This window comes from Escherichia sp. MOD1-EC6021 (assembly GCF_002965245.1).
GTDB classification, from domain to species: Bacteria; Pseudomonadota; Gammaproteobacteria; order Enterobacterales; family Enterobacteriaceae; genus Escherichia; species Escherichia coli_F.
In genome coordinates this window covers 188,241-201,346 of sequence record NZ_PTRU01000002.1, presented here as the reverse complement: position 1 = coordinate 201,346, position 13,106 = coordinate 188,241, and the positions used below count along the sequence as shown (strand labels likewise).

General features: G+C 52.1%; 13 protein-coding genes. 6 read left to right on the top strand and 7 right to left on the bottom strand.

From position 1 onward, the window contains the following. The first annotated feature begins 15 nt into the window (after positions 1–15). Positions 16–288 (top strand): YeaC family protein, encoded by a 273-nt coding sequence (locus BEB54_RS03200; protein ID WP_032303188.1) that lies wholly within the window; start codon positions 16–18, stop codon positions 286–288. 168 nt (positions 289–456) lie between these two features. On the opposite strand, the gene pncA is transcribed toward BEB54_RS03200, so the two are convergent. From pncA to sppA, 4 genes are all read right to left on the bottom strand, one after another. Continuing rightward, complete coding sequence (pncA, locus tag BEB54_RS03195; RefSeq protein WP_001135079.1) at positions 457–1,098, bottom strand: bifunctional nicotinamidase/pyrazinamidase; 642 nt, start codon at positions 1,096–1,098, stop codon at positions 457–459. 10 nt (positions 1,099–1,108) lie between these two features. Beyond that, on the bottom strand, positions 1,109–2,125 hold the full coding sequence (gene ansA / locus BEB54_RS03190; RefSeq protein WP_001170162.1) for an asparaginase: 1,017 nt from the start codon (positions 2,123–2,125) through the stop codon (positions 1,109–1,111). Between the two features lie 131 nt (positions 2,126–2,256). Next, positions 2,257–2,967, bottom strand: coding sequence for an SIMPL domain-containing protein (locus BEB54_RS03185; RefSeq protein WP_001030438.1), 711 nt, complete (start codon positions 2,965–2,967; stop codon positions 2,257–2,259). Between the two features lie 115 nt (positions 2,968–3,082). After that, positions 3,083–4,939 carry a signal peptide peptidase SppA gene (gene sppA, locus BEB54_RS03180; protein WP_088541829.1) on the bottom strand — a complete coding sequence of 619 codons (1,857 nt, stop codon included), beginning with the start codon at positions 4,937–4,939 and terminating at the stop codon, positions 3,083–3,085. 160 nt (positions 4,940–5,099) lie between these two features. On the opposite strand from sppA, the gene BEB54_RS03170 reads away from it, so the two are divergent. From BEB54_RS03170 to topB, 3 genes are all read left to right on the top strand, one after another. Then, positions 5,100–5,651, top strand: a complete 552-nt coding sequence (locus BEB54_RS03170; protein WP_000339269.1) for an NAD(P)H nitroreductase — start codon at positions 5,100–5,102, stop codon at positions 5,649–5,651. 116 nt (positions 5,652–5,767) lie between these two features. Next, positions 5,768–6,811, top strand: coding sequence for a selenide, water dikinase SelD (gene selD, locus BEB54_RS03160; RefSeq protein ID WP_001295485.1), 1,044 nt, complete (start codon positions 5,768–5,770; stop codon positions 6,809–6,811). 4 nt (positions 6,812–6,815) lie between these two features. Further along, positions 6,816–8,771, top strand: a complete 1,956-nt coding sequence (gene topB / locus BEB54_RS03155) for a DNA topoisomerase III (protein WP_001235791.1) — start codon at positions 6,816–6,818, stop codon at positions 8,769–8,771. 83 nt (positions 8,772–8,854) lie between these two features. On the opposite strand, the gene gdhA is transcribed toward topB, so the two are convergent. Next, positions 8,855–10,198, bottom strand: a complete 1,344-nt coding sequence (gene gdhA / locus BEB54_RS03150) for an NADP-specific glutamate dehydrogenase (protein ID WP_000373043.1) — start codon at positions 10,196–10,198, stop codon at positions 8,855–8,857. 234 nt (positions 10,199–10,432) lie between these two features. On the opposite strand from gdhA, the gene BEB54_RS03145 reads away from it, so the two are divergent. Continuing rightward, entirely contained in the window at positions 10,433–10,705 is a 273-nt protein-coding gene (locus tag BEB54_RS03145) for a YnjH family protein (protein ID WP_105271084.1), read from the top strand. On the opposite strand, the gene nudG is transcribed toward BEB54_RS03145, so the two are convergent. Continuing rightward, on the bottom strand, positions 10,671–11,078 hold the full coding sequence (gene nudG / locus BEB54_RS03140) for a CTP pyrophosphohydrolase (protein WP_105282129.1): 408 nt from the start codon (positions 11,076–11,078) through the stop codon (positions 10,671–10,673). The genes BEB54_RS03145 and nudG overlap by 35 nt on opposite strands. Before the next feature lie 86 nt (positions 11,079–11,164). Between nudG and BEB54_RS03135 the strand changes: the two genes are divergently transcribed. Beyond that, positions 11,165–11,785 (top strand): CDP-alcohol phosphatidyltransferase family protein, encoded by a 621-nt coding sequence (locus BEB54_RS03135; protein WP_105276948.1) that lies wholly within the window; start codon positions 11,165–11,167, stop codon positions 11,783–11,785. 8 nt (positions 11,786–11,793) lie between these two features. Here the strand turns inward: BEB54_RS03135 and ynjE are convergent, their stop codons facing one another. Beyond that, on the bottom strand, positions 11,794–13,101 hold the full coding sequence (gene ynjE / locus BEB54_RS03130; RefSeq protein ID WP_105276949.1) for a thiosulfate sulfurtransferase YnjE: 1,308 nt from the start codon (positions 13,099–13,101) through the stop codon (positions 11,794–11,796). Positions 13,102–13,106 lie beyond the last annotated feature (5 nt).

Sequence of the window (13,106 nt, the reverse complement as noted above, 5' to 3'; positions counted from 1 at the left end):
AGGAGCGGAAAAATTATGAATCTTGATGACATTATCAACAGCATGACGCCTGATGTATACCAGCGTTTGTCGACTGCCGTTGAGCTGGGGAAATGGCCCGATGGCGTTGCGCTGACCGAGGAACAAAAAGAGAACTGCCTACAGCTGGTGATGCTGTGGCAAGCCCGCCATAATACCGAAGCACAGCATATGACAATTGACACACATGGTCAGATGGTTATGAAGAGCAAACAACAGTTAAAAGAAGATTTTGGTATCTCAGCAAAGCCTATTGCCATGTTTAAATGATTGAATTATTCAGCTTTTTGAGTCTGTTATTAAGTGCGAACAAAAATACTTGTTTGACGTCTTGATTGTTCGATTTAGCGGTTGATAGGTTAAATGCAACACTGACGAGTATAACCTGGCCTACGATGTCAATGAGGAAATGTAGGCCAGAGATGTATTCAACTAATATTACTCCTGCGTCTCTTCCCAGTCTGCCAGCGTATATAGCGTTGCCCCAGCTGCTGACATCTCCATAAACGCGTGCGCACTGTCCTGTGGCTGGATATTCACGCCACGACAACCATCGGTAATCACATTAACCTTATAACCTAACTGTAACGCGTCCAGCACGGTAAACTTCACGCAATAGTCAGTAGCCAGGCCCATAATGATCAATTCATCGATTTCATGATCACGTAACCAGTCATCGAGCGTGGTTTTCTGCCGACGGCCGTTATCAAAAAAGGCACTGTAACTGTCAACTAAAGGATTTTCGCCTTTATGGAACACCGCTGCGATCGCTTTTTGGTTCAGTAACGGATGTAATTGTGCGCCTTCACTGTTCTGCACACAGTGATCTGGCCAGAAGGTTTGTGGCAAACCGTCGAGTTGGCCTGGCGTATAAGGCTCTACACCGTGCTGACTGGCAAAACTGCCGTGATTCGCCGGGTGCCAGTCTTGACTGGCGATAACCGCTTCACCGCGCGACTGGCACCAGTCAATCAGGCGGTTAGCGACATCCACCGTACTGTCACCTTCCGGCACGGCGAGCGCGCCACCAGCACAGAAATCATTTTGTAAATCGACCAGTAACAGGGCGCGAGGGGGCATTGCAGTCTCCTTAATCATCCGGCGTCAGTTCGCCGCGCAGGTTTTGGCTCATGGCCTTGCGAATGGTTTCAGTATCCAGTTCCTGGCTAAGCAGGTAATGCAGTTTGGTTAGCGTGGCTTCTACAGTCATATCTGCACCGCCAATAACGCCGGCATGGGCGAGGGCGTTACCGGTGGCATAACCCCCCATGTTCACTTTACCGGACATACATTGTGTCAGGTTGACCACCACAATACCGCGATCGCTGGCTTCTTGTAATTCTTGCAGGAAGGCTTTGTTTTGTGGCGCATTACCCACGCCATATGAGCGCAGAATCAATGCTTTCACCGGTTGGCGCAGAAAATTGCGCACGACGTCAGCAGAAATCCCTGGATAAATCGTCACTACGCCAATCGGTTGTGGGGTGATTGGATGAACGATCAATTCCCCTTCACCGTGCGGGGCGGGTGGCGTATTCAAACGACGAATATGGATACCTGCTTCCAGTAACGGAGGCAGGTTTGGAGAGGCAAACGCATCAAAACCATCGGCATGGGCTTTGGTGGTACGGTTGCCACGATAAAGTCGATTATTAAAAAAGAGAGTTACTTCGTTGATAGGATAATTCGCCGCAACGTACAACGCATTCAGCAGATTAATTTGTCCGTCAGAGCGTAACTCAGCCAGCGGGATTTGTGACCCTGTCACAATGACCGGTTTACCGAGATTCTCGAGCATGAACGACAGCGCAGAGGCGGTATACGCCATCGTGTCGGTGCCGTGCAGAATGACAAAACCATCATAGTCGTCATAATGCGCTTTAATATCTTCAGCAATATGCTGCCAGTCTTCTGGCGTCATATCTGAAGAGTCCATCAGCGGCGTATATTCATGAATGGTGAAATCTGGCATCTCCGGGCGATGGAATTCCGGCATCAGCGCCAGTTGGCGTTGTAGATGACCTGACACCGGAATATAACCCTGCTCGGAACGCTGCATCCCGATGGTCCCGCCCGTGTAGGCGACGTAAATTGATTTCTTTTGCATGATATTGATATGAATGATATCGAAAGAGCAAAAGTATATACGTGAGGGGCAGCGAGCGCACCTGGATACTCTGTGGATATGAGAAAAGTCCGGCAGAACGGAGGGATTAGTGTCCCGCCGGAGAAAAGTGGTTAATCCTGCAACGCATAGGTTACGGTGGTTACTACGCGTACCGTTTTATTAATCGCCGTAGGATCATCTTCATCACTGCCACTGGCGAAGATCTGGAACACGCCTTGTGAGGCATCGCTAATTGACCCCACCTGGCTACCTGAGTCCGTTGCAAATTGTAATGCTGCGTTGCGTGCATCTTTGGTGGCGGCGGCAATCATCTCAGCGCGCAGTGCGCCAATACCATTAAAGCGATAGGCGACTTTGCTCTCAGCGATAGCGCCCTCCGTAGCGACTTGCAGTTCGTTTAATTTCGCGACGACTTTTTCGACAGCAGCAACATTATGGGTTTTTATCGTCACTGACCCGTCTGCGTTATAGCGTGGCATTGTGGGATCATCTTTCAGATAAAAGGAATCTGTTCGCTTGCTTGTCCATTGGCCCAGGGTTATCTCTTTCTCGTTAATCCCCTGAGCATTGAGTTCGGCAACAATTTTTTTCTGCGCGTCTTCCAGTTTCGGGAACAGTTCGCCGGGAATATTACCCTTAAAGTTAATCGCAATTGTTAATTCTGCCGTATCTGCGCGAACTTCTTTTTCAGAAAGCCCACGCACATTTACATAACGGTTATTGGTTTTTAAATGTTTAACACCATCGCCAACAAAATAACCACAGGCGCTAATCCCCAGTCCGAGGACGATAGCGGCAATTAAAGAGGGGGCCTTATTCACTGATGACTCCATATCAGATGCTAAATGAGCAAGGGAATGTAGTGGAGAGAGGGAGTGAAAGACAGTCCGATTCAGGAGTGTGGCCGACAGCATATCGGCCACATTTTTGCAGGATTTAACGCACGTTGGCGCAGGTCAGGCAAAACGCATAACGGTTTTGTGGGTCGTTAAACGCTGCCAGCTTGTCGCTTTCACTTTTAACGGTAGAGGCTACCGAGGCCAGCGGTGCAGGTAACATGGCCTGGAACGCATCTGGCAACATTGCCCGGACAGAACCAGACATATTGTCCATCACTTTGTCGAAGAAGGTCGGTTCATCAACGTAGTATTCCAGATGCCACTGTTTCACTTTTGCCAGCTCTGCTGCTTTGGCAACCGCATCATCGAAATCTCCGAGACTATCGACCAGCCCGTTAGCTTTTGCATCCTGACCGGTCCAGACGTGGCCCTGGGCGATTTTATCAATCTGCTCCGGCGTCGAATGACGCGCATCAGCAACCAGCGTGATAAAGCGTTTATAGCCATTCTCAATGCTTAACTGCATCATCTGCTGCGCTTCCGGCGGCAGTGCCTTGGTGATAGAAACATCCGCCAGCGGTGAAGTTGAGACGCCATCGGTATGAACACCAATCGAATCCAAACTATTTTCTACGGTAGTGATCACGCCGAAGATACCGATAGAACCGGTCAGGGTGCTGGGGTTAGCCACAATGTAATTAGCTGGCGTGGAAATCCAGTAACCACCAGATGCCGCCATGCCGCCCATCGATACAACCACAGGCTTACCCGCTGCCCTGGCGGCTGCCAGTTCAGCGCGAATCACTTCAGAGGCGGTAACGCTGCCGCCAGGGCTATTAACACGCAGAACAATCGCTTTCACTTTCGGGTCAAGGCGAGCGTCGCGGATTTGTGCCGCAGTGGTATCACCGCCAACATTCCCCTGAGTTTCCTCGCCATCCATAATTGCGCCATTCGCGAAGACGACACCGATGCTGTCACCGGTATCTGCCGGCGTTTTCAATGCGTAATCGTAATAACTGATGGCGCGATAATTTTTATCAGTCTTACTCCAGCCGAACTCTTTGGTCAGAGCTTTTTCGATTTCGGCACTTGATGCCAGTGCATCGACCAGCTTGTTTTCCAGCGCATATTTCGCGGTATCGCCACCTGTTTTGGTTAAACCCTCAAGCAACCCTTGCGCACCAGGGAATACCTGCTGAGCAGGGATCTGCCGGTTAGCGGCAACAGTATTCAGATAGTTTTGCCACAGCTCACCGATCCAGCGGCTGTCAGCTTCGCGGGCTGCCGGTGACATATCATCACGAATAAACGGTTCAACGGCAGATTTATACGTACCCACGCGGAACACATGGGTGGAGACTTTCAGCTTATCCAGTAACGATTTGTAGTACAGACCGTTGGTAGCAAAACCGTGCAGATCCACCACGCCTTGTGGAGATAGCCAAATTTTGTTGGCGAAACTGGCGAGATAATATTGCCCCTGGCTGTAGTTCTCGCCTATGGCATAAACTGGCTTCCCGCTGTCACGAAACTCTTTCAGGGCTTTGCCGATGTACTGCATAGACGGCTGGTCGCCGCCTGCGAAGTTTTTCAGATCCATCACGATACCGGTGATATTGCGGTCGTCCTTCGCCTGGCGAATGGTGTTGACGATATCAAACAGTGAGTTTTCCTGCAGACGGTCGGAACTGGCACCAAGGAGCTGGCGGCTTAGCTTACTAAACCGCTGAGAACTGTCGGGTTTATCGACGATTACACCAGATATGTCCAGCAGCAGCGCGCCACGACTGGCCGTTTCTTTCGAATCACCACCACTGACCTGCATCCAGATCCCCACACCAACCAGTACGAGAAAAATAAAGAACAGGTTAAGTACCATTTCACGGACGAAATTCAGCAGACGCCACGTCCATTTAAAAAATCCGGCAATAAATCGCCAAAGGGTTCGCATGTATTCTCCCAACTTAAGGTCACACCTGTCACAGGCGCAATAGATGTGGTTATCGTAATGACCCAACCGGCACTTGTCAGCAGGAATTGCGGACTGTGCTGTAACAAAATCCACTCTCGTGTTAATTTTGTGAATAAATATCATGACAGGAGTTAATCAAATGGATGCACTCGAACTATTGATCAATCGCCGTAGCGCCTCCCGCCTGGCTGAACCTGCGCCAACGGGTGAACAACTGCAAAACATCCTGCGTGCGGGTATGCGTGCCCCGGACCATAAGTCCATGCAACCGTGGCATTTTTTTGTGATTGAAGGGGAAGGACGCGAGCGTTTCAGCGCATTATTGGAACAGGGGGCGATTGCTGCCGGTAGTGATGACAAAGCTATCGACAAAGCGCGTAATGCGCCGTTCCGCGCACCGCTCATCATAACGGTGGTGGCAAAATGCGAAGAAAATCATAAAGTCCCGCGCTGGGAACAGGAAATGTCTGCGGGATGTGCGGTCATGGCGATGCAAATGGCAGCAGTTGCCCAGGGGTTTGGCGGCATCTGGCGCAGTGGCGCATTAACTGAAAGTCCGGTAGTGCGTGAAGCATTCGGTTGCCGTGAGCAGGATAAAATTGTCGGTTTTCTCTACCTTGGTACGCCGCAGTTGAAAGCATCTACATCGATAAACGTTCCGGACCCGACGCCGTTTGTGACTTATTTCTGATAATTGTCGCGAAACTGTCTGGATTGTGAGCAAAGGCGCAGGAATTCAGACACTCTCACTTATCACTTCATGGAATGAGGGTTACCATACCCGGATTGCATTGACAGGAGATGTCCATGAGCGAGAACTCGATTCGTTTGACCCAATACAGCCACGGTGCAGGTTGCGGCTGTAAAATTTCCCCAAAAGTGTTGGAAACCATCCTGCACAGTGAGCAGGCGAAGTTTGTTGATCCGAATTTGCTTGTGGGTAATGAAACCCGCGACGATGCGGCGGTGTACGATCTGGGCAATGGCACCAGCGTTATCAGTACCACCGACTTCTTTATGCCGATCGTTGATAATCCTTTCGATTTTGGCCGCATTGCGGCGACTAACGCCATCAGCGATATCTTCGCGATGGGTGGCAAACCGATTATGGCGATTGCGATCCTCGGCTGGCCTATTAACAAACTTTCCCCTGAAATTGCCCGCGAAGTAACCGAAGGTGGACGCTATGCATGCCGTCAGGCGGGTATTGCGCTGGCTGGCGGTCACTCCATCGATGCGCCGGAGCCGATTTTTGGTCTGGCGGTAACGGGGATCGTACCGACCGAGCGGGTGAAGAAAAACAGTACTGCACAAGCCGGATGCAAACTGTTCCTGACGAAACCGCTGGGAATTGGCGTTCTTACTACGGCTGAGAAAAAATCACTGCTGAAACCAGAACATCAGGGACTAGCGACGGAAGTGATGTGCCGGATGAACATCGCAGGCGCGTCCTTTGCCAACATCGAAGGCGTAAAAGCGATGACTGACGTGACTGGTTTTGGTCTGCTGGGGCATTTGAGCGAAATGTGTCAGGGTGCTGGTGTGCAGGCGCGAGTCGACTATGAAGCGATCCCGAAACTGCCGGGGGTTGAAGAGTACATTAAGTTGGGCGCAGTGCCTGGCGGCACCGAACGTAACTTTGCCAGCTATGGGCATCTGATGGGTGAAATGCCGCGTGAAGTGCGCGATCTGCTGTGCGATCCGCAAACTTCTGGCGGTCTGCTGCTGGCGGTCATGCCGGAAGCAGAAAATGAGGTCAAAGCTACAGCCGCCGAGTTTGGCATTGAACTGACGGCGATTGGCGAACTGGTGCCAGCGCGCGGCGGTCGTGCCATGGTTGAGATCCGTTAATTCAATGCGGTTGTTTATTGCCGAAAAACCGAGTCTGGCGCGCGCCATTGCTGATGTCCTGCCCAAACCGCACCGGAAAGGCGATGGCTTTATCGAGTGCGGTAATGGCCAGGTGGTGACCTGGTGTATCGGTCACCTGCTTGAGCAGGCGCAGCCAGACGCCTACGACAGTCGCTATGCGCGCTGGAACCTGGCCGATCTCCCCATTGTCCCGGAAAAGTGGCAATTACAGCCACGACCCTCCGTGACCAAACAACTTAACGTCATCAAACGCTTTCTGCATGAAGCCAGCGAAATCGTTCACGCCGGTGACCCGGACCGTGAAGGGCAATTGCTGGTAGATGAAGTGCTGGACTACCTGCAACTGGCACCAGAAAAGCGCCAGCAGGTACAGCGTTGTTTGATAAACGACCTGAACCCGCAGGCGGTTGAGCGGGCGATCGATCGTCTTCGCTCCAATAGCGAGTTTGTACCACTGTGCGTTTCTGCGCTGGCGCGAGCACGAGCCGACTGGTTATACGGCATCAATATGACCCGCGCGTACACCATTCTCGGTCGTAATGCGGGTTATCAGGGCGTGCTTTCCGTGGGCCGCGTGCAGACGCCCGTGCTCGGGCTGGTGGTGCGCCGCGATGAAGAAATTGAAAACTTCGTGGCGAAAGACTTCTTTGAAGTCAAAGCGCATATCGTGACACCTGCCGATGAGCGGTTTACCGCTATCTGGCAACCGAGCGAAGCGTGTGAACCGTACCAGGATGAAGAAGGGCGCTTGTTACATCGTCCGCTGGCGGAGCATGTGGTCAACCGCATCAGCGGCCAACCGGCTATTGTCACCAGCTATAACGATAAACGGGAATCAGAATCCGCACCGCTGCCGTTTTCGCTTTCGGCGTTGCAGATTGAAGCGGCTAAACGCTTTGGTCTGAGTGCGCAGAACGTGCTTGATATCTGCCAGAAGTTGTACGAAACGCACAAGCTAATCACTTATCCGCGTTCCGATTGTCGCTATCTGCCAGAAGAGCATTTTGCCGGACGCCACGCGGTGATGAATGCTATCGGCGTCCATGCGCCGGATCTGTTGCCGCAACCAGTGGTAGATCCAGATATACGCAACCGCTGTTGGGATGACAAAAAGGTCGATGCGCACCACGCCATCATCCCGACCGCGAGGAGTTCTGCCATCAACCTGACGGAAAACGAGGCGAAGGTCTATAACCTGATTGCTCGTCAGTATTTGATGCAGTTCTGTCCGGACGCGGTGTTCCGCAAGTGTGTTATCGAACTGGAAATAGCCAAAGGCAAATTTGTCGCTAAAGCCCGTTTTCTAGCTGAAGCAGGCTGGCGCACGCTGTTAGGCAGCAAAGAGCGCGATGAAGAAAACGACGGCACGCCACTGCCTGTGGTGGCGAAAGGCGATGAGTTGCTGTGTGAAAAAGGTGAGGTGGTAGAGCGACAAACGCAGCCGCCGCGCCATTTTACCGATGCAACACTGCTTTCGGCGATGACCGGGATCGCGCGCTTTGTGCAGGACAAAGATCTGAAAAAGATCCTTCGTGCCACCGATGGTCTGGGGACAGAAGCAACCCGTGCCGGGATTATTGAACTGTTGTTCAAGCGTGGCTTTCTGACCAAAAAAGGGCGCTATATCCACTCCACCGACGCCGGAAAAGCATTATTCCATTCGCTGCCAGAGATGGCGACGCGACCGGACATGACCGCGCACTGGGAATCGGTGCTGACGCAAATCAGCGAAAAGCAGTGTCGCTACCAGGACTTTATGCAACCGCTGGTGGGGACGCTGTATCAGTTGATTGATCAGGCCAAACGTACGCCGGTGCGGCAGTTTCGCGGCATAGTGGCTCCAGATGGCGGAGAAGGAAATAAAAAGACTTCATCACGTAAGCGAGCAGCGAAAAAAAGCCCGCCAGCAGCAGAGGCGGGCAGTGGAGTGATAATGTAATGCTCTGATGCAGTCAGTTTTCGTAGGCCAGATAAGGCGTTCACGCCGCATCTGGCATAAACGCCTGAAACGGCGCTAATGACTTAAATCACACCCTGCGCCAGCATCGCATCGGCAACCTTCACAAAACCGGCAATGTTCGCGCCCTGCACGTAGTTGGTTTGCTCACCTTCACCACCATGCTCAACACAGGCATGGTGGATATCCAGCATGATGTGATGCAAACGTGCGTCAACTTTCTCGGCTTTCCAGCCCAGGCGCGCAGCGTTTTGCGCCATTTCCAGGCCGGATGTAGCTACGCCACCAGCATTAGCCGCTTTACCCGGTGCAAACAGTACGCCTGCCTGCTGGAACAGTTCAGTCGCTTCGATGGTGGTCGGCATATTTGCCCCTTCGGCGACGGCTTTAACGCCATTGGCGATAAGCTGATGCGCGGCGTCTACATCCAGTTCGTTCTGGGTGGCGCAAGGCAGGGCGATATCAACCGGTACAGACCACGGCTGTTGGCCTTCGAGATAGACCAGGCCAAATTCTTTGGCGTAATCTGCCACTCGACCATCGCGGCTGGCTTTGATTTCGATAAGACGTGCCAGTTTCTCTTTAGTGAATCCGCTTTCATCAACGACAGTGCCACTGGAATCTGACGCAGTAATCACACGGGCACCAAATTCCATCGCTTTTTCGATAGCGTACTGAGCGACGTTGCCGGAGCCAGAAACGGAAACGCGCATCCCTTCAAAACCCATACCGTGGCGTTTTAGCATTGCTTCTGTGAAATAAACCAGACCGTAGCCGGTTGCTTCCGGGCGAATAAGACTGCCGCCAAAAGAAAGCCCCTTACCGGTGAAGACGCAGGCGGTATTGTTGGAGAGCTTTTTCATCATCCCCGCCATAAAGCCGACTTCACGACCACCAACGCCGATATCGCCCGCCGGAACGTCGGTATCTGCGCCCAGGTGGCGATACAGTTCAGTCATTAGCGCCTGGCAGAACCGCATCACTTCGCCTTCGCTTTTCCCTTTCGGATCGAAATCGCTGCCACCTTTACCACCGCCCATCGGCAGGGTAGTCAGGGCATTTTTGAAGGTTTGCTCGAAGCCGAGAAATTTGAGAATGGAGAGGTTAACTGACGGATGGAAACGCATACCGCCTTTGTACGGGCCGATGGCGGAGCTGAACTGCACGCGCCATGCACGGTTGACCTGCACCTGGTTGCGATCGTCAACCCATACCACGCGAAACTGGATCACGCGCTCCGGCTCAACCAAGCGCTCCAGTAATGACATTTGGCGATATTTTGGATTTTGTTCAAGAAAAGGCCAGAGTGTGGTCATTACTTCACGAACGGCTTGCGCGAACTCGGTTTGATTCGGGTCGCGCTTTTGGACATGGTTGAGGAATGACTCCAGAGAATATGTCTGATCCATAGATATAAAACCCTTATATATTAATACGATTATGCTTATGTTGTTTATGTCATGTGCTTTTGCAGTTTTCGACTATACCATCAAGAATGTGACGGTAAGCAAGAAAAAAATGACTCACGAAAGCAAATTAATAACGGGAGAAATCTCATAACCAAAAGCGATAACTCAGACGCTAAAGTTTTGCCGCCAGGCTACCGTTATCAGTAACAGAGACAAAACGTTAAGGAGTTCCCTGTGAGTCGAGCATTGTTCGCCGTAGCATTGGCATTTCCATTCATTGCACTGGCTAACCCGCATTATCGTCCGGACGTGGAGGTGAACGTACCGCCAGAAGTGTTCAGTTCAGGCGGGCAGTCAGCGCAGCCCTGTAATCAGTGCTGCGTCTATCAGGATCAAAACTATTCTGAAGGGGCGGTAATTAAAGCCGAAGGAATACTGCTGCAATGCCAGCGGGATGACAAAACTCTTAGCACTAATCCGCTGGTCTGGCGGCGCGTAAAGCCATAAACGCCTTTAATAGTGGAATGTCAGCAGGGGCCAGCGGATATTGCAGAGCCTCTTCAGGTGAGCACCAGACCAGCGCCTGATGTTCATGTGCCTGTAACGTCCCGTGGAAGTGGGGTACGTGCCAGGCATGAAGATGGATAATCCGCCCCGACACTTCTCGCTGATGGCTGGCAACATACTCACCCACAGTTGCTTCGATGCCCAATTCTTCGCGTAACTCACGCACCAGCGCCTGCCGCTGGCTTTCATCCGGCTCGACTTTACCACCGGCAAACTCCCATAATCCCGTCTGATCGCTATGGGCGGGGCGTTGAGCGAGTAAAATTTTGCCATCACGTTCGATGATGGCGGCAACAACTTCAATCATATTCATAAATTACACACGGGCAGATAAGCGAAAAATGCCATAATATCCGCACTGTTGCTCAATCAGAAAGGCTTTATATCTAAGGAGTGCCTGTGTTAGACCGCCATCTTCATCCCCGAATTAAACCTTTGTTGCATCAGTGTGTGAAGGTGCTGGATAAACCCGGCATTACGCCAGATGGTTTAACATTAGTGGGGTTTGCCATCGGCGTGCTGGCACTGCCGTTTCTGGCGCTGGGCTGGTATCTGGCGGCGCTAATCGTCATTTTGTTGAACAGGCTGCTTGATGGTCTGGACGGCGCGTTGGCGCGGCGAAGAGGACTTACCGACGCGGGTGGCTTTCTCGATATTTCTCTCGATTTTCTTTTTTACGCACTGGTGCCTTTTGGGTTTATCCTCGCCGCACCGGAGCAAAACGCGCTGGCAGGCGGCTGGCTGCTGTTTGCGTTTATCGGCACGGGCAGCAGTTTTCTCGCTTTTGCTGCGCTGGCGGCGAAACATCAGATTGATAATCCCGGTTATGCGCATAAATCGTTTTATTATCTGGGCGGGTTAACCGAAGGCAGCGAGACGATTTTGCTGTTTGTTCTGAGTTGCCTCTTGCCAGCTTATTTTCCGTGGTTTGCGTGGGTATTTGGTGCGTTGTGCTGGCTGACGACCTTTACGCGGGTGTGGAGTGGGTATCTGACGCTGAAGTCGCTCCAGCGCCAGTAATTGCAATGTTATTTGCTGCTGTCCGGGCCGCGCTCACCGGTTGCTACGGGATTTTTCGGATCGCTGCTCCATTCATACCAGCCGCCATCATATACGGAGACGTTATTCCAGCCCATTGCGCGCGCATACATAAAGGTTTCGGACGCGCGCCAGCCGGTGCCGCAGTAGAATGAAACTTGCTGATCTGGTTTGATATTCCATGCTTTCCACATAGCGGCAATATCATCGGCGCTACGCATGGTGCCATCCGGGTTATGGAAATCCTCCATATGCGTCGAGTCGCTACCAGCGTGTCCCCAACGGGCTCCGGCTATTTCACCTTTTGGCTTAATATAGCTGTAACCACTGGTCGTACCGATAAATTCTGGCCACGAACGAATGCTCACCAGCGATGCATCCTGGCGATGCAGCAGCCCACGGGCCTGTTCCATATCAAGCATCAACTGCGGTTGCGCCGGGATCTTCACGCCGAAATCCGGTTCAGCTTTCACTTTCGGTGGCGTTCCGCGCTCAACAGGCAGTCCCGCGTCGGACCAGGTTTGCCAGCCGCCGTCCAGCAGGCGCACATCTTTCACCCCTGCATAGAGCATAATCTGTGCTACACGCGCTGCTGCGTATACATCACGACCATATAGAATCACCGTGGTGTCATGACGAATGCCATGCTTTGCCAGCATCGCTTTCAGTTGTTCATCAGAGACTTTATTCCACAGCGGTTCGCTTTCCACTTCATTGGTATCGATGTAATCCGCGCCGGGAATATGGCTGATAAGGTAAAGCTTAGGAGCGCCCCAGGCCGCTTCAATGACTTTCCAGTCACCGGCAGGTTTCGCCGTAACCTCTTTACCCTGTTGCAGGTCATGCAGCCATTGCGGATAAACCAGCTGCTCAAAGTGCGGCAGTTTTTGCAGACGGGAAGGTTCGCTTAGCGCGTCACTCAGGATGGAGATATGCGTAAAGCCTGCTTTTTGCAGTCGCGTTTTGACGGCGTCGACATCTTTGTCATTACCGTACAGCGCCACCGGAGCATCGGTTTTCAGGTTATGTAGCTTGATCCACGCGTTGAGCTGTTCGGTGCTCATTTTGTCGAGCCAGCCAGCAGAAAGGTTTAAGGCGGCAGGTTCATGACCGGAAGGGCCATTTAAGGTTTGTGGCCAGCCGTTATAAAACGCGCTGGGGCGAGTATCTATCGCTTTGCCATTTTGTTGTTGAAGCTGGTCAAGTGTAAGAGGCTTCGCCAGTTCAGCGGCCCACGAAGAAGCGCAAGCCAGCCCTAAAGCCATTGCCAGCGCGGTCATTTGAGAAACACGTTTCATCGAAA